This window comes from Exiguobacterium sp. LL15 (assembly GCF_024436095.1).
Lineage (GTDB): Bacteria > Bacillota > Bacilli > Exiguobacteriales > Exiguobacteriaceae > Exiguobacterium_A > Exiguobacterium_A indicum.
In genome coordinates this window covers 1,659,055-1,682,688 of the sequence record NZ_JANFNX010000001.1, presented here as the reverse complement: position 1 = coordinate 1,682,688, position 23,634 = coordinate 1,659,055, and the positions used below count along the sequence as shown (strand labels likewise).

Sequence of the window (23,634 nt, the reverse complement as noted above, 5' to 3'; positions counted from 1 at the left end):
AGTTCACGATGAGGCAGAGAAGACTGACAAATGAACCTAAAAAGTCGTCGCCTTGTCGTACGAATATTAGGGAGGATCGTTTGTTTGATTGGTGTTAAATCTCACGACGATATGTGACTTCTGCATTTAATCGATTGTGAAAACGGATTGAAGGAACTTGAAAACGTTTTACTTAAAATAAGTGTGTATACGCACCATCAAAAACGGGGAAACCCGTTTTTCTATTGATGTGGAATGAGAATGATTTTCAATAAGGGGAGGAACAGAGCGTGCGAACATGCGAAGAACAAATCGAGCGATTAGCGACCGAGGTGACGCTTCAATCGTTCATGAACAGCTACATCAGAGAAGTGAACCCGGGCGAATGGGTCAACGAGAGACCGTTTGATGCATCCGAGACATCCTCTTTTTATTGGATGAAGCCGTATCTCATCGAAATCAAACGTCGTTCCATCATCGGACGCCACGAGATTGGAATGATTCGTGAAGAGACAAAAAGCGGATGGCGGGAAGTTTCAGCCATGTCCTGTATCATCACCTGTTGCATCAAGCTTCAACAAAAAGACCCGAATCAAACGGACTTACTCTTTCGCGTTCTTGACAGTCACCGGACAGTGCAATTGATTTTAGAGGAACAGCTGAACGCACAAGAGCAAGAGACGTTCATCGATTATGAACAACGCTTGTGGTGTGGTCATTGGTTCCATCCGACCCCGAAAAGTAGAGTCGGTATGACCGACTGGCAACAAAAGGCGTATGCGCCTGAATTCCGTCAACCGTTTCAACTTCACTATTTTACAGTACATGAGACATTGCTCGAAGAACGTTCAGGTAGCTACGAGACGATCAGTCAGCTGATGGAAAACCAACTGGGTGATTCGATTCAAGTGACAGCGCAAGAGCGACTCGTTCCGATTCATCCACTTCAAGCCGAGTATTTGTTGCGTCAGCCGACAGTCGAGCAATGGTTTGAGCAAGATATTATCCGTTATCACGGCGCATCTGGACCACTCTATAACGCAACTTCGTCGATCCGGACCGTCGAATCACTCGACCGAAGTCATATGTTGAAGTTATCCATCCCTGTCCAAGTGACGAACTCAAGACGCGTCAACAAGCGACACGAATTAGAGGCTGGTTATTTGATGTATCGCTTGTTTTGTCATCTGTCTCTGCCTGATACGTTTGACCTTATTCACGATCCTGCATATTTAGCGATCCGGACTAAAGAAGAGACCGGATTCGAAGTCATTTTGCGAGAGCCAGCACCCCACGCGGTAAATGTTGCGGCACTCGTCCAACCGGCATTACCGAATTCAGAATCGCTCCTGCTGCGGCTCATCCGGCAGTCGGGATCAATCGCATCGAAACATGTCACTCGGTGGTGGAAACAGTACCTGGAGTTGACGTTAGGAGCAATCGTTACACTGTATGAGGAACAAGGAATCGGACTCGAGGCGCATCAGCAAAATAGTCTCATCACATTCGAAGACGGATGGCCGGTTCGATATCACGTCCGGGATAATCAAGGCTATTACTTAGCAGACACGAATCGAGATTCCTTTACCCTGCTGGAACCGGAACTGAAGCATACGACGTTATTCTACCCAGAAGAAGTCATTGCTGAGCGTTTGACGTACTACATGATTTGGAACCATCTAGCGAGTATCATCGACCGATTGGCAGCAGACACATTATTGAAGGAAGAAGTTGCTATCGCGTTACTGCACGAATGGTGTCAAGTACGAGTTAAAAGTCTAGAAGGGCGAGGCAGAGCTTGGCTTTTGATGTTGTTAGAATCGCCGACACTTCCATACAAGGCGAATTTACTAACACGCCTACAAGGACTCGATGAACTTGAAGTCGAGGGGGAACGGGTTTGTTTCATCGACTTGGATAATCCGTTACGGGAGGGCAACTATGCTTTACGACAGCAAAACACGCATCTGCAAACAACTTCTTGAGAGTTTGTTATTCGAGCGGATTCTTCCTTTTACTGAAATGATTGTCGGAATGAAGAATCGTTTTACATTTCACATAAAAGATAGTGAAGTGACAGTCGAAGGAAAACGCGGTCCTTTCGACCGAATCCGGCTCGACATCACGACGTTACGCTCATCGAAGTCATCTGGCGTCAACGACTGGTTTGAGCATCTCTTGACGCAGTTGCCGATCCCGGACGACTTTCAGGAAGAGTTGCGACGTACACATGATTTCGATGACTTGTCGCAGCGACATCGTCTACGAATCCATCGAGCAGGCTTAGATTATGAAGAGTTGGAGCAGACCATCATCGAAGGGCATCCCTATCATCCTTGTTATAAATCAAGGATTGGTTTTTCGCGAGCTGATCACGAGGCATACGGACCTGAAGTGGGCAATCGCTTCCAGTTACATTGGATTGCCTTACCTTCTACGCTCGTTCAAGGGAATGGAATCCTACCTATTCCACTGATTCTTGGAGAACCGCTTCTACATATGTTTTTAGTCAAACTGGAAGAACTCAAGCAAACCGATTATCAGATTCTTCCTGTCCACCCATGGCAATGGTTACGTATCAAGCAGGAGGTGGCACAAGTCGGAGGTGTCGACTTAGGCGAAGGCGGGGTATTCGTGCAAGCGACGCAGTCGATTCGAACCGTTTTTTGCCCAGGTCAGCCCGAACTACCGCATATCAAATTGCCGCTCGACTTGAAGCAAACGTCAGCCGTTCGGACTTTTTCCGTGCCGAATGTCGTGGCAGCTCCTGCAGTATCGGATTGGTTGAAAAAACAGGCGAGTGAATTGCCGATGACGTTGTTATCTGAATTTGCTTCATGCGTCGGCTCGAGCGGTCCACTTGCGGGTCGGGTCGGCTGTGTCTTTCGTGAAAACGTCTTGACGTATGTTCACAAGGGGGAACAGGTCATTCCCTTGACAGCACTTGCTCAAATCGAGGTGGATGGACGACATTTTTTAGGACCGTGGTTGGAACGATATGGTCATGAACGGTGGCTTCGTCGATTCTTCGTCGTCTATCTCGAACCAGTCATCCGACTCGTGACCGAGAAAGGCATCGGTGTGGAAGCTCACGCCCAAAATACGTTACTTGTCTTACGGGACGGATGGCCGGAACGGATCATTCTCCGCGATTTTCATGATAGCGTCGAGTTCGTCACCGAGTTACTCGACGATCCATCGGATGTACCCGATTTTAAGAGGCTACATCCTGATTTTGATGCACCGCTCAATACCTATTATGAAATGTCACACCCGCTTGCCTTACGCGAGCTGCTGTACGATACATTATTCGTCTATCATTTGACGGAACTAGCGTATCAACTTGGACTGACGGAGAACTTGAATGAAGCGACATTCTTTGATTGGATGCATCAGACGATCGAGGGGTTGCCGATTGATCGAGACCGACTAGAACGAATCGGATGGTACGAACAAAGAGTAACGGCAGAAGCCTTACTGGCACCACGGTTTGGTTTGACGAATCAAATCGATGTAAAAAATTCACTAGTTCAACGAGGAGAGGAAGACGATCATGCTATGGATTGAGAAAGAATGGGTGACAGCAGAAGAATTGACGACACACGAACTGGTGAAGCAATCGTTCATAACGGAAGGGAAGACCGTAGCCATCTGTACGTCAGATACAAAAGCATGGTTAGCCCTCTGTCTTACGATGCGACGTATGAATGGAACAATCCTTCCCATTCATCCGGAGACGCCTGTTTCTGGTGCTGAGCGTCTAGCGATACAAGCCGGATGTGGCTATTTGATTTATCAAGAGACCATCATTCCGCTTCCGGAAGCGGAAAAACGTGCGGGTGGATTGATTCAATTCAGTTCCGGTACGACGGGGCAACCAAAAATCATTCACCGGACATGGGAGTCGATCGAGACGGAACTGAATGCTTATACGAACAGTTTTCCGCTGACGACGAAAGCGACGATCGTTGCTTGTCCGACGACACACTCATTCGGATTACTGTGTGGAGTGTTCGCGACTTTAAGACGCGGAGCAACACCAGTCATCCTACAAGACTTCTCACCACGTCATGTGCTAGCAATCCATCGTTTGCATCCGGACGCTATCATCTATATGGCACCGGGACTAGCGTATGCGATGAGTTTGTTCCCGGAATCCGTTCACGCAGTGATGATTTCCGGGATGACATTACCAGAAAAGTGGTTCCGTTCGATCGAACGGAAGACACGTCATTTGCTTCAACAATATGGCTGTTCAGAAATCGGCTGTATCGCACTTCATCCAAATCCGCCGAGTCCGCAAGCGATCGGCTTTCCACTAGAGCATCTTGAGATCGAAACTGGAACGAAGGAAAAACCAGCAGAATTAGTCGTTTCGCAACAAGGCGTACGGATTGGTACGAAGGATTTAATGTACGTTGAAGACGGGCTGCACTTTCTTAGCCGACTCGATGAGATGATCAATGTGTCTGGCTTATCCGTCTACCCCGGGGAAGTCGAAGATATCTTGTATCAGCTGCCAACCGTCGAGGCTGTCGTCGTCTTTAAACGAATGGATGCGTTCCAAGGAGAGCGCGTCTGCGCTCAACTCGTGACGACGGCATCGGAGGAAGAACTAAACCTACATTGCAAGAAGCATCTCGCACCTCATCAACGACCGACGGAGTGGCAACTCGTTGAGCAAATTGAGCTGTCTGTGAATGGGAAAGTGAGTAGAAAACGATTGGGGGAACAAACATGTCCCGTTTAACGATTGCGCAATTCGAAGATATACTGACCGAACAGCTCGAATGGTCATCATCTGTCGCTATTTCGACAACAGACTCTCTACGAGATGATCTAGGACTGGATTCGATGCGCTTGATTCATCTGTTGCTTCACCTCGAATTGGAACACGGATTAGTGATTCCCGATGAGCACATGTCAGCCCTTCCCAAAATGCGAGTAGAAGAGTTGATGTCTGTTTTACAGGAGGTCATTCATGATTAAAGTACACTGTCTCGTCAGTTGCGTCTGCGAGACGATCAAACGATCGGCCGCGGACCATCGTCCCTATTACTTTGGCGTGTGGGACTCTTCCTTTTCCATGTCAGCCGATTATGTCCTCTCGCATCATGATGAAACAATCAACCATCAGGAGATGCTTGTTTGGTATGAACGTCTTTACGGAATCCCAGTCGAAGAATGGTACGATCACAAACAATCAAAAGAAGAAAACATCACTCAGCTGATTCAACGGATTGAACAGAAAAATAAGGACGAGTCAGTGATCGTCATGTTGGATTTAGCTAGTCTACCTGAGCGCGAAAATAAATTTCACCATGATGTGTTTCCCCACTACGTCATGTTAGAGGCGACAGAAGATCCGGAAATATGGCATATGCTTGATCCTGATTTCCGGTATGAAGGTGAACTAGAAAGAGAACGTATTCTTGCAGCAGTACGCCATCGTGCTGTCGCTGGTGGGTTTGCGTTTCGAAGTACGGATGTTCGAATACCGAATGCGATGACGGTAAGTGCGTATTTCATGAGTTGTATAAAAGTACAACATCCATTGACTGAGGCAGTCAAACGTGTTGTGCATCACTATCGTGAACAACCTGAGGGATTACCGAATGCCTTAAAGCAGTTACCTGTCATTGCTATTCGAAAATATGCCTATGAGCATGCATTTGCTTATTTATATGAAGCGATTGGACGCGACTTGCAGACATCTGATTTTGAAGAATGGACGGATGAGGTTGAAACACTTGTCAATCAATACTCTGTCATCCAACATCGGGCTGTCAAATATGCTATAACGCGTCAACCGAAAGTGTATTTAGAAATCGAACGATTGATTGAAGAACAATGGGCACGGGAGAGTGCCATTAAACGGCAACTCGTCGACACGTTCCATGCGTATCAACGACAGGAGGGGATTGAACATGAAACTCGCACTCTGTACGATCAGCTATCGGCATCATCTGCGTTCATTTAATGATTTGATCGATTTTGCTTCAGAAGAACACTTTGACGCCATTGATATTTGGGGAGTTCATGCTGAACATTTAAGAACGGAAGAAGTCGAACGGCTGAAATCGTCCCATCTGAATGTCAGTATGCTAAGTCATTATTTAAATTTAGACGCACCGATGTCAGAACTGCTTGCGGAGACGAAACGACTCTCGCGATTAGCGACACGAATCGGAACGGAGCGTATCCGCATCTTTGCGGGGAATGAGGCGAGCCATACCTTATCCGATGCCAAATGGGATCAACTCGTTTATCGGTTGAAGGGGATTTGCCGTGTCCTTGATTCTGCAGGACAGCGATTATTACTTGAATTTCATCCGAATACTGCAACAGATACGGTAGAGACAACGATACATTTACTACAAGCGATCAACCACCCGGCATGTCGGATCAACTTTGACGTCTTACACGTCATCGAATCAAAGGCAGATCCCGTCGAAGCATACTTCAGACTCGCATCGTATGTGGATCATCTACATTTAAAAACAGTGGGGAATGTTGATCAGTTCTCAGTCTTTGAACCGACGAATGTCTATGCGGCAAGCGGATCACGGGAAGGGATGGTTCCATTGTTCGAAGGGATCGTCGATTATCACCGGTTCTTCCAAGACTTATCAGGTCATCTCGATCACTTGACGGCTAGTCTCGAATGGTTCGGTCCTGATCCAGACAAGCGTTTAAAAAGTGATCGACGTCTTATTGTTCAAGCACTTGAAAGAGTACCCGTTTTGTTAAAATGATTCGAATCGATGGGGTTTAAACGTCAGCAGAAAAGGCAATTCCTCTACTGTATGTCATTGATCATCGTGTCCCTTACAGAAAGGATGTTGAAACATGTCAGAACGTGTCTTCATTAGTCCCTCAAAGTATGTCCAAGGAAAGGATGTCATTGACCGGCTCGGTACATATGTGAGCCCGTTCGGTGAAAAAGCGCTCGTCATCGCGGATGATGTCGTTTGGAAAATCGTCAAGGAACGTGTCGAGCATTCGTTGTCCGGCGAAAACGTCGGCATCGAGAAGGCGGACTTCAGTGGTGAAGCCTCACGGCATGAAGTGAAACGAATCGCTGAGCAAGCACAAGCAGCAGATGTCCGGTTCGTCATGGGTGTGGGAGGCGGAAAGACGCTCGATACGGCAAAAGCCGTCTCGGATGAGCTGAACGTCTCCGTCGTCATCGTTCCGACGCTTGCTTCGACCGATGCCCCGACGAGTGCCCTGTCCGTCATCTATTCCGACGAAGGGATTTTCGAAAGTTACCGATTCTATAAGAAGAATCCCGATCTCGTTCTCGTCGATACGAAGCTGATCGCCCAAGCACCAGCGCGTTTCTTCGCGTCCGGAATCGCGGATGCGCTCGCGACGTGGGTCGAGGTCCGGAGTGTCGTCGCTTTTGGTGGACAAACGATGGCAGGAGGACGACCAACGATTGCGGCACAAGCGATCGCTAAACGGTGTGAGGAAGTCTTGTTCGAGCATGGTCGCTTGGCGTATGAATCCGTTCAAGCGCAAGTCGTCACGCCGGCACTTGAAGCCGTCGTCGAGGCAAATACGCTCTTAAGTGGACTCGGCTTCGAGAGTGGTGGATTAGCTGCAGCGCATGCCATCCACAACGGGTTCACGGCGCTTGACGGTGAGATTCACCACTTGACGCACGGGGAGAAGGTCGCCTTTGGTACACTCGTCCAGTTGGCGCTCGAAGAACATCCACAAGAAGAGATTGAACGCTACATCGCGCTCTACACGGATCTTGGTTTACCGGTGACGCTCGAAGACGTCAAGCTAAAAGATGCGTCGCGTGAAGACATCGTCAAGGTCGGCGAGGCAGCGACTGCTGAAGGCGAGACGATCCACAGCGGTTTTAACGTCACGGCGGACGAAGTCGCGGATGCGATCATCGCAGCTGACCGCTATTCGAAAGCGTATCTAGCGAAACATGCTTCTTCCTGATTGATGCGTTTAAATCCGCTTCCTCTACCAAGGGGAAGCGGATTTTTTATGAGTCTATATCAATTTGCCCTTGAATTCTTCTTAAAAACACGCTATCTTTATAAAACGTAATGATTACGATTTAATTCGGGTAAAGGAGTTTTTGTGATGACGGATCGATATGAATGGGTGATTGTAGGTGGAGGAATTCATGGAATGACGGTATTCAATGCCTTACGTGAAAAAGGAATCGATCGGGAGATGATACGGATCATCGACCGTCATGAGCAACCATTGATGAACTGGCGGAAACAAACCGAACGGATCGGCATGCCTTACCTACGTTCAACTCGGGTCCACCACACTTCGACGAATCCGACGAGTCTCAGGCATCATGCGGAAGAACAGGATTATACACATCAAGCCTTCAAGGATACATACGGGCGGCCATCCTTGGAATTATTCAACGACCATGCCCTTCAATTGGCGCAGCAAAATGAAGTGGAGGCGAGTTGGGTCCAAGGGGAAGTCGCACGGCTAAGACGAGAAAGCGGAACGTGGATCGTCTCGACAGATGAAGGCGAGTTACGAGCAAACCATGTCGTTCTCGCTCTCGGACAATCGGAACATAACGTCATGCCAGAATGGGCGAAATCGGCGCGTCACGTTTTCTTATCAAAGCACGATACACCACCGGTCGTCATCATCGGAGGTGGGATTAGTGCTCTGCATCATACGATTCAATGTGCCGAGCGCTATCCCGGGCAGGTGACCCTTCTTTCACGACGTCCGCTCGAAAAAAGTGCATTCGATGCCGATCGAAAATTCATGGGACCAAAAGGATTGACACCATTCAAGTCCTTGTCGGCTAGCGAAAAACGAGCGCTGATCGTACAGGAGCGTCGCCCGGGAACGGCAACACAGGATTTGATTCAACGTGTCCGTCATCTGATTCGAGAAGGAATCATCAGTCATGTGATTGGTGAAGTCGAGCAGGAAGTCGAAAGCGGAGTAAAGCTGATGGATGGTCGTATCCTCACCGCTGAATCGATTATTTGCGCAACGGGTATCCGTCCGATGGTCGTCGAAGGATCTTGGCTTGAAGCGGTACAGCAAGAGTTGAAGCTGCCATTATCTCCTTGCCGGACACCGTTATTAGATGAAGAAACCTTTGAATGGGGAGAGAACTTATTCGCGACAGGCAGCCTCGCTGACTTAACGGTTGGTCCGTTCGCTCGCTCGATTTACGGAGGACAAGCCGCAGCGCGTGCGATCGCCTCGACGATTGAAGCGAAACAGACAGAAATGCTCGTCTAACACTATATCGCTATCCCCGTAGACATTACGAGAAGTCATGTTTACGGGGATTTTAATGTTTTAATGAAAGAAAGACAATCTTATCAATTCAACGAATTAGTCTAGTAAGATTTAATACTAGTCGCTTGCTATCATCATGAAAGTAAGTTGACTCATTTGGGTGTAATTGGATAAAATGTAAAATTGGATGGAATTCAAAAAAGGTACCCCGTACGGAGTACCTTAAAAGTGATTATAAGAAAGCGAGTGGGTTGACGCTGCTTGCTGCAGACGAACCGCTGTAGGTGTAGTTTCCACGGTGGATCTCGAAGTGCAGGTGAGATCCGAATGAGTTACCAGTGCTACCGACAGCTCCGATGTTCGCGCCTTTCGGGATTGATTGACCGACGAAGACAGAACGTTTGCTAAGGTGAGCATACACGGTTGTGTACGAAATACCGTTCACATTATGTTCGACCATGACATGGTTACCATAAGCTCCCTGATATGACGACTTGATGACTTTTCCGGCAGCAGCTGCTTTAACTGGTGCTCCAGTCGGTGCTCCAAAGTCAATTCCGTTATGGAACGTGTAGCCGTACTTACCGCTAGCATTCCCGTAGCCTTGCGTGATTGGTCCGCTTGTCGGACGCATGAATCCAGTTGATGAAGAGAACGAAGCTTTTTTCGCTGATTTGCTAGAAGTACTGTACTTCTTGACGTAACCAGAATAGACGTAGCGTTTTTCACCTTTATGCATGATTTTCGTCCAGTTCCCTGTCTGACCGAGGTACTTGAATGTTTGACCCGCATTGACGCCGTCGACGATACGGTGTTTTAACGATGGACCAGTCCGGACGCGAAGTCCGTCTGCTTTAATCTTTACTTTATACGATGAGCCAGAAGAGGCTTCAACTTTACCTGTACCCGTAGCTGCAAAACCTGAAACAACGAGGGCGCTCATTGCTAACGTCGTGATTGTTCGTTTCATGAATGTTCCTCCTAAGTTGAATATCTAGTGTTGTCGTCGGAATGACATCTATAGAAGTGGATGCGTTTAGTGTGTATTGAAGTGAGTGATGCGGTCATTTGACTAACGAGAGTATAGCATTCAACTATCAGACCGTTGTGTTTCAATTCGATTGCTAAAATATATTCTAATAACATTTGTTGTAATATTGAGTGATCGTTCAATTCGAAAATCCTTTAAAATCAAGATGAATTTATGTTACAACGAGATGAATTTGATGACAAAATAGAATCGTGGGAAATGATGAGAAAGTATGGGAATCTAATAAGAAGAGAGTAGGAAATAAAATGGACTTAACGTTTACAGTAGATCAAAAAAAGCTTAACATTCGCGCAGTGGCGCTGCTCATACAAGATGGACATCTTTTGATTCATCGTCAAGGAGAAGATGATTTTTGGTCATTACCGGGAGGACGCGTCCAGTTCGGTGAGAGTGGTGCAAAAGCAATTGAACGTGAACTAATTGAAGAACTAGGACAATCGATCGAACCACCAATCTTTCGTTTCCTGCATGAAAACTTCTTTGATTATGCGGCGCACCAATTTCACGAACTGGGACTATTTTATGAAGTGACGTGCCGTGAACCATTACCGCTCTCAACGGATGACTTCTATGGACCAGAAGGTGAAGGATTGACATATCGGTTCGTACCGTTCGAAAAGTTAGATCAATATACGTTGTATCCAAGTGAACTCACGCATATGCTCCGAACGAGTATATTCCCGCCCCTGTTGACGAATGACATCTGACTTTTTTAGAAAAGCGTTTACATATACTTCGCAAGGGAATCGTTGAACATATGATTCATTATGTCATCGATGAGGGAGTGGAACGTTCATGAGGGAAGAGCAGTTCGAAGCGTTACATCAGGAAGCACGAGGGCAGACGCAGGAGCGACAGCCGGGCATCGAATATATCATGAAACCGGAGCCGATCTACGATGATCCAGATTATGTCGGTTCAGGTAAGTTAAAAGGGAAAGTCGCGTTGATTACCGGAGGGGATAGTGGAATCGGGCGTGCTGTTGCCGTCGCTTTCGCTAAAGAAGGGGCGAACGTCGCGATCGTTTACTTAAATGAGGGGAAAGACGCTGAAAAAACGGTGACAACCATCGAATCATACGGCGTCAAAGCATTAAAGATCGCGAAAGATATTAGTCGACCGGAACACGCACAACCAATCATCGATACCGTCATCGCAGAGTTTGGACAATTGAACATTCTCGTTAATAATGCCGGGAAACAATTCCCGCAAGATGACTTTCTAGCCATCACACCGGATCAACTCCGAGAAACGTTCGAGACGAATGTATTCTCGATTGTCTACCTGACGCAAGCCGCATTGCCGCATCTAAAAAAAGAAGACACGATCATCAATACCTCGTCCGTGACAGCATACGCCGGTGCACCAACGTTGATCGATTATTCGGCGACGAAGGGAGCAATCGCGACACTGACGCGTTCACTTGCATCAAGCTTGATCAAACAAGGGATTCGGGTCAATGCCGTCGCACCAGGTCCGATTTGGACACCGCTCATTCCAGCGACGTTCACGAAGGAAAAAGTGGAGGCACACGGGGAAAACACGTTAATGAAGCGTCGGGGTCAACCGTCTGAGAATGCAGCGGCCTATGTGTATCTCGCCTCCCGCGATTCAAGTTACGTCACAGGTCAGACGATTCATATCAACGGCGGCGATTACATTACGTCTTAAGGGGGAGATCAAGATGAAGAAAAATCCGAATGAAGTGCCAAAACGCGAACCGGATCATCAACCGGACGAGGTCCCGCAGACACCACCGAGTGAGGTGCCAGATACGCCACAGGAGGACCCAGTCCGTCAGCCGGAACCGGATACGTTCCCAGAACCGACCGAGATTCCGGATACACCGCAGGAAGATCCGAATCCCTATTAACGAGTGAAGTGACCACCATCCAAAATCGGATGGTGGTTTTTTCGTGATAAAGAAGACAAACTATCTTGACAGTCAAACTGTATGGTGAGTATGATACAGAAGAGAAGTGTATTATTGTTTTAATACATTATACAGGAAAGGGAGGTCTACCGATGCATTTCGACCAAAGAAGCCCGGTGTACCTGCAGGTCGTCCGTTGGTTCAAACAACGAATTGCGACCGAGGAATTGCAAAGCGGGCAAGAAATCCCGTCCCGCCGCGAAATCGCCGCACAGCTCGGAATCAATCCGAATACCGCACAAAAAGCATACAAAGAGATGGAGGAGCAGCAATTGATTACAACAGAACGGAATGTCCCGAGTAAGATTACACGTGATCCACAAGTCGTCCAAAAAGTACGTGCCGAGATGCTGGAAGAAGCCGTCTCTGAATTCATCGATGCCGTCAAGGCAATTCAAATCCCACTCGATGAGGTCGTCTCGAAGGTCGAGACGGTCTATCAGGAAACGGAACGGAGGAAGATCGATGCTTGAAGTCCATGGCTTACAAAAGAAGTACGGGAAAAAACCGGTTCTTCAAGGAGTATCGTTCTCGGTTCCGATGGATCAACTGACGTGTCTGATTGGACTTAACGGTGAAGGAAAATCGACGATCCTGAAGGCAATCGCAGGTCTCGTCCCAGTCAACGCGGGAACAGTTCTCGTCGATGGCGAGGTCAATCGAAACAAGATCGCCTTCGTTCCGGATATCCAGACGATGCCCGGCTACATGACGGTCGGTGATGCGCTGACGTATATGGCGGATTATTACTCCGACTGGAACCAGGCGACAGCGGATGAACTGATGCGGATTTTCCAGTTGTTATCGACAGATAAGATTACGGACTTATCAAAAGGAAACCAGGCGAAGGTCAGCTTGATTCTTGGTTTTGCGCTCGATCGTCCTTACTTACTACTCGACGAACCATTCGCTGGGATCGATTTGTTTACGAAAGAACAGATCGCAGGACTATTCTCGAGTCACTTCATGGAAGGACGCGGTATCCTGATGACAACACACGAAATTCAGGAAATCGAGCACTTGATCGACCGGGTCGTCTTCTTACAGGACGGTCGGATCATCGATGAACATGAGACGGAAGAGATGCGAGAACTGTACGGGAAATCGGTTCAGGACCGGATGCGGGAGGTCTATCAGCGATGAAACAATACATACAATTGACGAACGAAGAAATTAAGCGGAGTTTTAAGCTTTATGTAATCGTCGTGCTTGCTATGGTAGCAATTGAGCTGGTGTCGGTCGTTGCGCAAGTCATGTATCACGCACGGAAAGTCGAGAATTTCATGGAACTTAATCGAGTTTCCGTCGCAGAAGCACTTAAACAAATTGATACACTTGGATACTCTGAGGCGTCCTCTTTCTTTAGTTATGTGACTCTGATCGGAATGGCGATTGTTGTCATCTATGCGATTCAAATTTGGTATCGAGATTGGTTAGGAGAAACAAAGTATATTTATCGTTTATTGATGCTTCCAGGAAATCGGGCAAGTATTTTCTTCTCAAAATTGACGACAGTCTTTTTAATCATCGTAAGTTTTATTGGCATTCAGTGGTGTGTATTGCAATCAGGTTTTTATCTGTTTGATTGGTTGATTCAGCCGGAATATCAAAATCAAAGTAACTTAAGTCCAGTCCGAAACGTGATGAACGATTTTTATACGATGAATCTGATCGACTTAGGGATCATTCTCGCCATTTCACTATTCATTGTCAGTTTTATTTTCTTGTTGGTTTTAATCGAACGTTCATTCCGTAAAGGAAAAGCCATTATCAGAATTGGACTTGAAATTTTTGTTCCTGTTGCTTTAACGATTGGTATATTAGCGCTTTTAGATGAGACGCGTTACTTACTGGAGACAGAGGCGATGTTTCTTCTGATTGGGTTAAGTCTCTGTTACTTCGTGTACATGATCTGGAAAAGTCTTCGATTACTGCAACGAAAAATTACGGTGTAAGGAGTATACTATGCGAACCTATAAATATATATTGTGTTTGGGAGTCATTTGTATTTTGACACTTGGAGTCTACGCCGTGTACTCTTCTTCAACAGATGAGCCCACATTTACGGTCCAAACGTTACAGGGAACTTCAGATGATCCGTTGGTGAAACAACTTCAATTCGAATTCAATGATCCTGAAAGTTATAAAACAGATTACGAAGTTACGTTAAAAGGAGAAGTTGAAAAAAAGCGAACGAATTATTTGTCTGAGTTCGCTAGAGATTACTCCGATGTGACGGATGCCCCGCGTAGTTTCCGGCATTTCATGAACCAAATCGAATTATCACGATATGAGCAAGACAAAGAGGTATTTGGATTACACGTCAATGAAGATGGATCATGGGATCTACAATCATGGAAACGTGGCACGGAAAAGGTGCAGATTGTTTCTTTACCAAAACCGGCAAAGACTAAAGGGATCTACTATCAACCATTTCAACGAACGAAACAGAAGTTATATGTCAAACGAATTGGCGATGTTATACAAAAACCAGGTACAAATCATATCTACGTGATTGATTTAAAGAAAAAAACAGTCCAACTTATGGATTTACCATTTCAATTAACAGAAGACGATGAGGTACTCGCCATCTATCAGAATCGTGTCTTATATCGACAGATGCCTGACGATTCCAAGACAAGAGTTTATCTGAGAGACAATTCAAAAACGACACGATTAAAGTTGTTTGAAGTTGAAGACATGTGGGATACACGTGTGATAGACGAAGGTACCGTCGTAGGGATGACAGAGAACATGACCGAAACAAAAATCAAATGGTCGACGTTTGACTTACGAACAAAGCAATTCACGCAGCATCGTTATGATTTACCTAAACGAGATGCCAATGAAGTGCAACGACACACATCGGCAATCCTTGAGAACGATTTAGTGTATTCCTTCATCGAAACAAAGAAAAATGGCACATCTATCCTTGTTTTAGATGCACAGACTGAAGAAGTTCGATACGAGGGGACAATCAAATATGACATGCCTAAGAGTGACCTTCAACTCAACGGGATGACAATTAACTGAACTACGAAAAAAGTAAAATATTTGAAACCTCCTGTTTTCTTCCAACGTATAAAGACTATACAAAGGGGGAACTCACATGCAATTCTTGATTTTTGTCGTATTCGCAGGTGCTATGTATTGGTTCTACTACAATTTCTTACTCGGGTATCGTAAGAAAAACATCACGATGACGTTTGACGATCGGTTTTATTCACTCGACGAACATGTCGCAGCAATCGAACAAAAGCTCGCAACGGATGGGCATTCGGCACGTTATCTCGGTGACCGTCGCTTTGAAGTTGATGGTAAACCATACCTATTCCTCGAGCGTACGGTCTCAGTCGGCGGGACCCCGACACAACAGACGATTCTTGAGCAACAAAAAAAATAACTCTCCCGCGTTTGGGAGAGTTTTTTTCGTTAGACCGGAATCCGGTCCAGGGGATGCGGTTGCTGCGACGAACGATACCAGCGGATGATCCAGTGATCGATGCCGATTTGATAGGCAAAGCGTCCTGCAGCCAGTAAGGCGATTGACGCTGCTAAGAATACTGGATTCAATGCGATCGTCCCAGCGAGTAAGTAATTGAGATTCATGATGCTTCCGACAACCAGTGCAGGAACTGTCAACAGACTAAGAATCAACAGAATCCCGACGACGAGTTCCGCGAACGGAATCAAGGCGTTGATCAGCCCGATGTTCGGTAAGGCGAGTTGCTCGATCCACGTCGCATACCAGGAACTGACGAGTGCGTCTTCGCCCGTTGACTTCGCGAGCGCTCCTTCGAGAAACGGTTTTGCATCAAAGCCATTAATGTACTTACCGATTCCAGCGATGAACCACTGGATTCCGAGCCAGAGTCGGATGATCGTCAACAGACCGAGACCGATGATGTGTAATGCTTTCACTTTCAGACACTCCTCTACTACAACATAGTCCCCATCATACTGAAAAATCATCAGCGAGATGGGGACTATCATCATAACGTCATCGAACCGTCATCGACCTGTTACAAAAAAGGATAAGGTAACGGTTTCATGACCGTTGATCGAGGCGATGACTGACTGCAGTCAATAAAGCAGCAATGAGCGCGACCAGTCCACCGACGAGTGCCGTGTTCATCATCGGACCGTTCGCATAGACGATACCACCGAGTGCCGAACCAAAAGCAATCCCGACGTTACTCGCAACCGGCATTAATGAAGCGGCTAGTCCTTTTGCTTCCGGGTTGAACTTTTCAGCGAGGTCAATCAAGTAGATTTGTGTCGAAGTGGTCAGTAAAATCGACATCAACGACATCAAGGCGATGTTGAACAGACCAAGCGGAAGGGATGCTGTCGTGAAGTATAACGCAGCAAGAACGATTGCTTGCACGACGAAGACGAACCGTAAGCGTCCCATCGGATTTTTGCTAGCAATCTTGCCGGCAAGGATGTTACTAAAGATTGAGACGACGCCGTAAGCGAGCAAGATCGGACTGATCCACGTTTTCGCAATCCCGAGTTCTGTTTGCAGAATCGGCACGAGATATGTGTAGACGACGTAAGTTGCCCCGAATCCAAACGACGGAATAAAGAAGGCGATCAGGATCCGTGGGTTGGCGAGCAATCCAAGCTGTTCCTTAATAGAACCAGAACCCGTCGATTGCTGGACCGGAACGATTTTCCACACGGCGAGAAACGCGATCAATCCCATGACTGTCGTCAGCCAGAACGTGGCTTCAAAGCCAGCATGTTGCCCGATGAACGTTCCAATGGGGACACCGAGAACGTTCGCGAGTGTAAAACCACCGAAAATGAACGAGACGGCGACACCGCGTTTTGCGACAGGCACACCGTCACTTGCGACGACCATCGCGAGTGAGATCAAGACACCAGTCAAGATCGCTGTCAGAATGCGGGTTGCGAGCAACACTTCGTAACTTGGAGCAAAACTACTGGCAAGGTTCAGTAAGACCCAGGCGAGTAAGAGACGTAGGATCAGGCGACGCCGTTCCAGGTGACCGGTCAGCGACATGACGATCGGTGTACCGATTGCAAAGGAGATGGCAAAGGCTGAGACGAGCGTACCGGCTGTTGCGATCGTGATATCAAGGGCTGAGGAGATTTCAGCGAGGATCCCGACGATGACGAATTCGCTTGTTCCGAGTACGAACGTCAGGAGCGACAACGTGGCGATCAAGAGCCAATCGCGTCGACTTAAACGAGTAGTAGGTGACATGGATAATTCCTCAATTCTAGCGCTTGCGCGCGAAACTATGAGTAACAGGATAGCATGAAACGATTTCGCCGGGTATCGCAAAGCGAGATTTCGGGAAAAGAACCATTATTCAAAATAGCGTGTGAATTTCCAGGCTTGCTGTTTTTTGCGTATACTACAGAAGAAGACTACTTATAAAGGAGTGGAAACGATGCAAGCGACAGTGACATGGAACAAACAGATGGGGTTTAGTGGACAGACGGAATCAGGGCATCACCTGGCGATGGATGCAGCACCCGAAAACGGGGGTGAAAATCAAGCGCCGCGACCGACTGAACTACTGCTACATGCCGTTGCCGGCTGTACCGGAATTGATATCGTTTCGATCTTAGAGAAGATGCGCTTGACGATCACCCATTTCGAAATGGATATCGAAGGAGAACGGGCAGAGGACCATCCGCGGCGTTTTACGTCGATCTCGATTCATTACCGGCTCGAAGGAGATCTCCCGGAAGATAAAGTCCGTCGCGCCATCTCGTTATCAAAGGATAAATATTGTTCGGTCTCGCAATCCCTGAACGCTGAGATTTCCGTCTATTATTCGATCAATGGTGTCCGGAGCGAGGATCCTTTGTGAAGAAAGTCGTACTGATCGGTTGCCTGTTGCTTGCAGGGTGTGCGCAGGAGACGACGGAACCAACGAAATCATCACAACCGGAATCGAAACAACCGACAGAAGAAAAGAAACCGAAGCCTGAGCCAACGAAGGAAGAACGACAACAAGCAAAACTAAAGCAACAATTAAAAGCGATGTCGACGTCAGAAAAAATCGATCAACTGCTCTATATCGGAGTCGCCGGCACGGAACTTTCAGCAGCTGACCGGAAATTGTTACAGACGCATGCGATTGGCGGGGTCTTATTGCTCGGCGGAAACATCACGTCAGAAGAACAACTCTTGACGTTCACACGTGCGATTCAAGAGACGAATCAAAAACCGTATGCGTTTGTTGGGATCGATGAAGAAGGCGGACGGGTCAGCCGGGTACCGGATCAACGATTACGTCTACCGACGAGTCAACGGATGGCGCAAGGAGCAGATGATGCGAAAATGGAAGATGTCGGACGTACGCTCGGACATTTGTCACGATTTTATGGCTTCAACATGGACTTCGCACCGGTCCTAGACGTCAACAGTAATCCGAACAATCCGATCATCGGCGACCGTGCGTTCAGTGCTGATCCGAAGACCGTCGCGACGCTTGGTACGGCCCTGATGCACGGGATGCAGGAGACGGGAACGATTCCGGTCGTCAAACATTTTCCCGGTCACGGCAATACGAGTGTCGATTCCCATGTCGGGCTACCGAAAGTGACGGCATCAAAGGAAGAACTGAAGCAGACGGAACTGTTACCGTTTAAAGAAGCGATTCAAGAGGGCGCCGAGATGGTGATGGTTGCCCATATTCTCTATCCCGCGTATGACGATACGAATCCATCCTCGCTCTCAAAGCCGATCTTGACTGACCTCTTGCGTCAGCAACTCGGATTCAACGGTGTCATCATCACGGATGATCTCGTCATGGGAGCGATCACGAAACGATATGGTCTCGCAGAAGCGGCACGTCAGTCGCTCGTCAATGGAGCTGATATGGCGATGTTTTCAGAGGCAGGTGCTTACGCAAAAGTTCATGCTGAAGTGATGCAAGCCGTCAAAGACCAAACGCTGACGCCGGAGATGCTCGATGCTAAAGTAATGCGCATCCTGAAGCTAAAGCAGACGTATGCCGACAGCCAAGAGCAACAGCGACCGACGAAATCGGAGCTGATTCAGCAAGTGGAAGCGCTCAACTAGGACTAGCGAAGCAAAGCGACTCATGCTAGACTAATGGGGCAAGCCAATTAAACACGAAAAGACACTAGGGGAGTCTCCCAGCAGACTGAGACGGAAGTATCCGGACCCTTTGAACCTGATCTAGTTCGTACTAGCGGAGGGAAGTGGCTCGAAACCCTAGATATCCTTAGCGCTTCAGCGCATTTTCGGACCACTCCCTTCAACATCGGGAGTGGTCCTTTTTCGTATGGAAAGGAAGAACATGATGCGTTTACATCTGATTTCGACGGGATCCATTCATCCGCTTGACGAAATAAAGACCTTTCAATCACTTCAACCCTATACGGATCAGCTGCATCTACGTGAACCGAACTTATCGGCGGCAGAATTACTTGATCTGATTGACGCACTCCTTGGGCATGGTTATTCGCCTGAACAGTTAACGGTTCATGACCGGGTCGACGTCGCCCATGTCGCCGGCATCGGTGTGCAGCTGACGCGCCGTTCCATGCGTGTCCGCGATGTGCGACGTCATTTTCCGAATCTCGTCATCGGGAAATCGGTCCATTCACTAGCAGAGGCACTGGCAGCAGAAGCGGAAGGAGCCGACCGACTGCTGTACGGTCATATTTATCCGACAGCGTCGAAGCCGGACCTACCACCCCGAGGGATCGACGCCTTGAAGCAAGTCGTCACCTTCACGACGAAGCCAGTCATTGCGATCGGTGGGATTACACCAGAATGCATGCCTGAAATCGCAGCAACCGGTGCAACCGGAATCGCCGTCTTATCGGGTATTCTCGGTCAATCGGATCCACTCGCCGCCATCAGGCGTTACCAGGGGGTTCGCGTATGACGGATCACATCATCATCGGCGGCGGAGTCATCGGGTTGACGCTTGCTTACGGTCTCGCCTGTCAGAATGAATCCGTCGTCGTCTTAGAACGTGGAACATGCGGACGAGGAACGAGCCGCGCAGCTGCCGGGATGCTTGCGACGGACATCGAGCTGAGAGCAGAATTGCATGCACTTGCCGCGCGAAGTCGTCGTCTGTATCCACTGCTTGCACGTCGACTCGAGCGAGAGACAGGCATCGATTGTGGGTACCGGGAACAACCGTTTTTGTTAAAACGTAAAGGACGCGAGCATCTGTTTCCAGCTGTCGGTCAAATCGATCCACGACGACTGACGACTGCATTGATGTATGCCTTACACGCACGTGGCATATCGATTGAAGAACAGGTAGATGTCACACGCATCGAAGAGAACGATGACTTCATCAGGATCGAATCGAACGCAGGAACGTGGACCGGACGAACAGTGACGGTCGCTGCCGGACGCGGGTCGCAAGCCTTGCTCGATACAGCTGGTATTTCGATCGCGACATATGGGGTCAAAGGGGAGTGTCTCGCCGTCCGTCTCGCGGGTCAGCCGTTACGCTCGATTCTGTTTGATGAAGCCGTCTACCTCGTGCCAAAAGCTGACGGACGGATTTTGATCGGTGCGACCGAACTGCCGCACGACGAGACGGTCGGCGTCAGTGTCGCTGGGATCATGTCACTGCTTCAAGCAGCAGAACGACTGTATCCACCGATTCGTGACGCGGTCATCGAAGAAGTCTGGTCCGGTGTACGACCGCAAACGGTGTCCGGCTTGCCATATATCGGAGTCACCGATTCATCCCGTCGGATCTTCCTAGCGACAGGGCATCATCGGCATGGCATATTACTCGCACCAGCGACAGCGGAAGTCTTGGTAAATACATTACGGTTGATTCAGAAGGAGGAAGTCCGATGAACATTACGATTAACGGCAATGACCACACGATCGAACAGATTAAAACGATCGAGGACATGCTCACGCAACTCGGCTTAGGGGAAAAGCTCGTCATCGTCGAACAGAATCGACAAATTATCGATCGCATGGCGTACGGTCAGACAGTCGTTCGGGACAATGACACATTTGAAATCGTTCATTTCGTAGGAGGAGGATAAACATGCTGAAAATTGGAGAAAAGACATTTGAATCACGGTTATTGCTCGGAACAGGGAAATATACGGATGCTACGGTACAGCAGAAAGCAATCGATGCGTCTGCTTCACAAATTTTGACATTTGCCGTCCGTCGGCTCGATATCTTCGACAAACAACAAGCGAATTTCTTGGAGTCGCTTGATTTAGCGAAGTACGATCTACTTCCAAACACGGCTGGTGCGAAGACGGCGGAGGAAGCTGTTCGGTTAGCGAAGCTTGCGCGGGCATCCGGTATGTGTGACATGGTCAAGGTCGAAGTGATTGGTTGCGATAAGACGTTACTACCTGATCCGATCGAGACGTTACGGGCTTCTGAAGAATTACTCAAAGAAGGCTTCATCGTCTTACCGTATACGTCAGACGATGTCGTCCTTGCACGGCGACTCGAGGAACTCGGTTGTCACGCCATCATGCCGGCTGCATCACCAATCGGTTCCGGGCAAGGCATTCTCAACCCACTTCATCTACGATTCATCATCGAGCAGACGACGGTCCCGGTCATCGTCGACGCCGGGATCGGCTCGCCGACCGACGTCGCCTATGCGATGGAACTCGGTGCGGACGGTGTCTTATTAAACTCCGCTGTCGCCCATGCGAAAGATCCGGTCAAGATGGCGCACGCCATGCGACTAGCTGTCGAAGCAGGGCGCTTCGGATACGAAGCGGGACGAATCGAGAAAAAACAGTATGCGGTCGCGAGTAGTCCAACGAGTGGATTGATTCGATGAACCGTTACTCACGGCAAACTCGATTTCAACCGATCGGGGAAGCGGGACAAGCACGCTTAGCAGCAGCAAAGGTACTGATCATCGGCATGGGAGCGCTCGGAACGGCGTCGGCAGAGCAACTCGTCCGCGCCGGTGTCGGTGTCGTCCGAATCGTCGACCGCGACTATGTCGAGTGGAGTAATCTACAACGACAACAGCTTTATACCGAGGAAGATGCGCGTCACATCGTACCAAAAGCGATTGCCGCAAAAGCACGGCTTGAAGCGATTAATTCGACGGTTACGATCGAAGCGCATGTAGTAGACGTCGACCGGGCAGCGCTGACGTGGCTTCTCGATGATATCGATCTGATCATCGACGCGACGGACAATTTCGATATTCGTTTGCTGATGAACGACATGGCGTCGATGCGTTCGATTCCGTGGATTTATGGTGGATGCGTCGGCAGTTATGGAATCACGTTTACCGTCCGTCCCGGGGAGACGCCGTGTCTGCATTGTCTGCTCGATCAATTACCGCGAGATCAGGAGACGTGTGATACAGCGGGAATCATCGGACCAGCTGTACAGATGGTCGCTTCCTTGCAGGTGACGGAAGCGTTGAAGTGGTTGAGCGGAAAAACGGACACCATGCGGACGCGCTTGCTTGCGTTTGATGTCTGGTCGAATACGTTTCAACAAATTAACGTCCAGTCACTGAAGCAAACGGAGTGCCCGTCGTGCGGCATCGATCCGTCCTACCCTTACTTATCGGATCAAACGGTTCGTTTCACGGCACTGTGCGGTCGGGATGCCGTTCAAATCCGCGGAGACGGACAGCGGGATCTGGAACAGTTGAAACAACGTCTCCAGCCGGTCGCTGCGATTTCCGCCCATAATCCATATTTGCTGGCGTTTACGACGGACGAACATCGGATGGTCGCTTTCCGAGATGGACGTGTTCTGATTCATGGCGAGGCGGATCTCGTCAAAGCGAAACGGCTCTATCATGCCTATTTCGGCTAACGTTCATAAAACAGTAAAACTAATTTTAAATATATATGTTTTAAATGTTTGAAAAACAGGTAAATAAGACTTCAGACATAAATCGGTCTACAAGTTTTGAACGTGAAGAGGAGTGATTCAGATGAAACAAGAATTCGATCCAATCAAGGATCAAGCACAGACGGAAGACGCCCAAGCAGTTGTTCAGCAAGCCAACTGGAATCCGGATCGGTACCGGACAAACTTGAACCCATTCTATCTGTCACCTTGTAGTGTCGAACGTAGAGAAGACGTGCATCAGGATGCATCGAAAATTCTCGAAGTCGAGACGTCGTCGCCCCTCCAACAACTTTTTGAACACAATCAAGCAACGCATAAATCAGAACAATCGGGCAAAAAATTTAAAACAGGCATCGTAGTCGGCGTCGGTGCGATCATCGGCGGATCGGTTTCTGTGATTCGTTCCGTTCAACGCTTTAGAAAACAACGGACGAAATAAAACGTTCGTTGTTCGAACACAAAAAGCAGGAGGCAATCGCCTTCTGCTTTTTGTGTTCCAAACGGATGTTCGTCGCAGAACGAACGCTTGCATGCTACACTTAAGCTACTATATTCAAAAAGTGA

The 23,634-nt window shown here is 48.2% G+C and carries 27 protein-coding genes and 1 riboswitch; of the genes, 24 read left to right on the top strand and 3 right to left on the bottom strand.

Annotated features, from left to right (window positions below):
* Positions 1 to 269: 269 nt before the first annotated feature.
* The 8 genes from NOM72_RS08855 to NOM72_RS08820 all read left to right on the top strand — a co-directional run bounded on the left by NOM72_RS08855 (position 270) and on the right by NOM72_RS08820 (position 9,237).
* Positions 270 to 1,964, top strand: coding sequence for an IucA/IucC family protein (locus NOM72_RS08855; protein ID WP_255998920.1), 1,695 nt, complete (start codon positions 270 to 272; stop codon positions 1,962 to 1,964).
* Positions 1,921 to 3,546: an IucA/IucC family protein gene (locus NOM72_RS08850; RefSeq protein WP_255998918.1), complete on the top strand. Its 1,626-nt coding sequence runs from the start codon at positions 1,921 to 1,923 to the stop codon at positions 3,544 to 3,546. Before NOM72_RS08855 ends, NOM72_RS08850 begins: the two co-directional genes overlap by 44 nt.
* Positions 3,533 to 4,729, top strand: coding sequence for an AMP-binding protein (locus NOM72_RS08845; RefSeq protein ID WP_255998916.1), 1,197 nt, complete (start codon positions 3,533 to 3,535; stop codon positions 4,727 to 4,729). The genes NOM72_RS08850 and NOM72_RS08845 overlap by 14 nt, the downstream gene beginning before the upstream one ends.
* Positions 4,717 to 4,968: a phosphopantetheine-binding protein gene (locus tag NOM72_RS08840; protein WP_023467837.1), complete on the top strand. Its 252-nt coding sequence runs from the start codon at positions 4,717 to 4,719 to the stop codon at positions 4,966 to 4,968. Before NOM72_RS08845 ends, NOM72_RS08840 begins: the two co-directional genes overlap by 13 nt.
* Positions 4,961 to 5,959, top strand: a complete 999-nt coding sequence (locus tag NOM72_RS08835; RefSeq protein ID WP_255998913.1) for a DUF6005 family protein — start codon at positions 4,961 to 4,963, stop codon at positions 5,957 to 5,959. The genes NOM72_RS08840 and NOM72_RS08835 overlap by 8 nt, the downstream gene beginning before the upstream one ends.
* Positions 5,907 to 6,734, top strand: coding sequence for a sugar phosphate isomerase/epimerase family protein (locus tag NOM72_RS08830; protein WP_255998910.1), 828 nt, complete (start codon positions 5,907 to 5,909; stop codon positions 6,732 to 6,734). Before NOM72_RS08835 ends, NOM72_RS08830 begins: the two co-directional genes overlap by 53 nt.
* Positions 6,735 to 6,828: 94 nt before the next feature.
* A complete protein-coding gene (locus tag NOM72_RS08825) occupies positions 6,829 to 7,941 on the top strand; it encodes a glycerol dehydrogenase (protein WP_023467840.1) in 1,113 nt (370 codons plus the stop codon).
* 147 nt (positions 7,942 to 8,088) lie between these two features.
* Positions 8,089 to 9,237 carry an FAD/NAD(P)-binding protein gene (locus NOM72_RS08820; RefSeq protein WP_255998898.1) on the top strand — a complete coding sequence of 383 codons (1,149 nt, stop codon included), beginning with the start codon at positions 8,089 to 8,091 and terminating at the stop codon, positions 9,235 to 9,237.
* A gap of 232 nt (positions 9,238 to 9,469) precedes the next feature.
* Here the strand turns inward: NOM72_RS08820 and NOM72_RS08815 are convergent, their stop codons facing one another.
* Positions 9,470 to 10,207 (bottom strand): peptidoglycan DD-metalloendopeptidase family protein, encoded by a 738-nt coding sequence (locus tag NOM72_RS08815; RefSeq protein WP_035398042.1) that lies wholly within the window; start codon positions 10,205 to 10,207, stop codon positions 9,470 to 9,472.
* Positions 10,208 to 10,533: 326 nt separating this feature from the next.
* On the opposite strand from NOM72_RS08815, the gene NOM72_RS08810 reads away from it, so the two are divergent.
* The 8 genes from NOM72_RS08810 to NOM72_RS08775 all read left to right on the top strand — a co-directional run bounded on the left by NOM72_RS08810 (position 10,534) and on the right by NOM72_RS08775 (position 15,624).
* A complete protein-coding gene (locus tag NOM72_RS08810) occupies positions 10,534 to 10,995 on the top strand; it encodes an NUDIX hydrolase (RefSeq protein ID WP_023467843.1) in 462 nt (153 codons plus the stop codon).
* Between the two features lie 88 nt (positions 10,996 to 11,083).
* The gene (locus NOM72_RS08805; RefSeq protein WP_255998895.1) at positions 11,084 to 11,959 is read left to right on the top strand and encodes an SDR family oxidoreductase; all 876 of its coding nucleotides are present in this window, start codon (positions 11,084 to 11,086) and stop codon (positions 11,957 to 11,959) included.
* Between the two features lie 13 nt (positions 11,960 to 11,972).
* Entirely contained in the window at positions 11,973 to 12,161 is a 189-nt protein-coding gene (locus NOM72_RS08800; protein ID WP_255998893.1) for a hypothetical protein, read from the top strand.
* Between the two features lie 152 nt (positions 12,162 to 12,313).
* Positions 12,314 to 12,694 (top strand): GntR family transcriptional regulator, encoded by a 381-nt coding sequence (locus NOM72_RS08795; protein ID WP_255998890.1) that lies wholly within the window; start codon positions 12,314 to 12,316, stop codon positions 12,692 to 12,694.
* Positions 12,687 to 13,364, top strand: coding sequence for an ATP-binding cassette domain-containing protein (locus tag NOM72_RS08790; protein WP_055967275.1), 678 nt, complete (start codon positions 12,687 to 12,689; stop codon positions 13,362 to 13,364). The genes NOM72_RS08795 and NOM72_RS08790 overlap by 8 nt, the downstream gene beginning before the upstream one ends.
* Entirely contained in the window at positions 13,361 to 14,176 is an 816-nt protein-coding gene (locus NOM72_RS08785; protein WP_174316125.1) for a hypothetical protein, read from the top strand. The genes NOM72_RS08790 and NOM72_RS08785 overlap by 4 nt, the downstream gene beginning before the upstream one ends.
* 148 nt (positions 14,177 to 14,324) lie before the next feature.
* Positions 14,325 to 15,254 (top strand): hypothetical protein, encoded by a 930-nt coding sequence (locus NOM72_RS08780; protein ID WP_144080692.1) that lies wholly within the window; start codon positions 14,325 to 14,327, stop codon positions 15,252 to 15,254.
* 76 nt (positions 15,255 to 15,330) lie between these two features.
* The gene (locus tag NOM72_RS08775; RefSeq protein WP_023467850.1) at positions 15,331 to 15,624 is read left to right on the top strand and encodes a hypothetical protein; all 294 of its coding nucleotides are present in this window, start codon (positions 15,331 to 15,333) and stop codon (positions 15,622 to 15,624) included.
* Positions 15,625 to 15,653: 29 nt separating this feature from the next.
* Here the strand turns inward: NOM72_RS08775 and NOM72_RS08770 are convergent, their stop codons facing one another.
* Entirely contained in the window at positions 15,654 to 16,142 is a 489-nt protein-coding gene (locus NOM72_RS08770; RefSeq protein WP_255998884.1) for a DoxX family membrane protein, read from the bottom strand.
* A 127-nt stretch (positions 16,143 to 16,269) separates the two neighbouring features.
* Entirely contained in the window at positions 16,270 to 17,454 is a 1,185-nt protein-coding gene (locus tag NOM72_RS08765) for an MFS transporter (protein WP_255998882.1), read from the bottom strand.
* 190 nt (positions 17,455 to 17,644) lie between these two features.
* On the opposite strand from NOM72_RS08765, the gene NOM72_RS08760 reads away from it, so the two are divergent.
* The 8 genes from NOM72_RS08760 to NOM72_RS08725 all read left to right on the top strand — a co-directional run bounded on the left by NOM72_RS08760 (position 17,645) and on the right by NOM72_RS08725 (position 23,509).
* Positions 17,645 to 18,070 carry an OsmC family protein gene (locus NOM72_RS08760; protein WP_023467853.1) on the top strand — a complete coding sequence of 142 codons (426 nt, stop codon included), beginning with the start codon at positions 17,645 to 17,647 and terminating at the stop codon, positions 18,068 to 18,070.
* Positions 18,067 to 19,287, top strand: coding sequence for a beta-N-acetylhexosaminidase (gene nagZ, locus NOM72_RS08755; RefSeq protein ID WP_035398024.1), 1,221 nt, complete (start codon positions 18,067 to 18,069; stop codon positions 19,285 to 19,287). The genes NOM72_RS08760 and nagZ overlap by 4 nt, the downstream gene beginning before the upstream one ends.
* A gap of 56 nt (positions 19,288 to 19,343) precedes the next feature.
* Positions 19,344 to 19,446, top strand: a riboswitch (TPP riboswitch).
* Between the two features lie 82 nt (positions 19,447 to 19,528).
* A complete protein-coding gene (locus NOM72_RS08750) occupies positions 19,529 to 20,122 on the top strand; it encodes a thiamine phosphate synthase (RefSeq protein ID WP_255998878.1) in 594 nt (197 codons plus the stop codon).
* Positions 20,119 to 21,063: an FAD-dependent oxidoreductase gene (locus NOM72_RS08745; protein ID WP_255998875.1), complete on the top strand. Its 945-nt coding sequence runs from the start codon at positions 20,119 to 20,121 to the stop codon at positions 21,061 to 21,063. The genes NOM72_RS08750 and NOM72_RS08745 overlap by 4 nt, the downstream gene beginning before the upstream one ends.
* Positions 21,060 to 21,260: a sulfur carrier protein ThiS gene (gene thiS / locus NOM72_RS08740; RefSeq protein ID WP_023467856.1), complete on the top strand. Its 201-nt coding sequence runs from the start codon at positions 21,060 to 21,062 to the stop codon at positions 21,258 to 21,260. The genes NOM72_RS08745 and thiS overlap by 4 nt, the downstream gene beginning before the upstream one ends.
* Positions 21,261 to 21,262: 2 nt before the next feature.
* Complete coding sequence (locus NOM72_RS08735) at positions 21,263 to 22,027, top strand: thiazole synthase (protein ID WP_035398021.1); 765 nt, start codon at positions 21,263 to 21,265, stop codon at positions 22,025 to 22,027.
* Positions 22,024 to 23,031, top strand: a complete 1,008-nt coding sequence (locus NOM72_RS08730) for a ThiF family adenylyltransferase (protein ID WP_255998872.1) — start codon at positions 22,024 to 22,026, stop codon at positions 23,029 to 23,031. Before NOM72_RS08735 ends, NOM72_RS08730 begins: the two co-directional genes overlap by 4 nt.
* Positions 23,032 to 23,152: 121 nt before the next feature.
* Positions 23,153 to 23,509, top strand: coding sequence for a hypothetical protein (locus tag NOM72_RS08725; RefSeq protein ID WP_023467859.1), 357 nt, complete (start codon positions 23,153 to 23,155; stop codon positions 23,507 to 23,509).
* Positions 23,510 to 23,634: the final 125 nt, after the last annotated feature.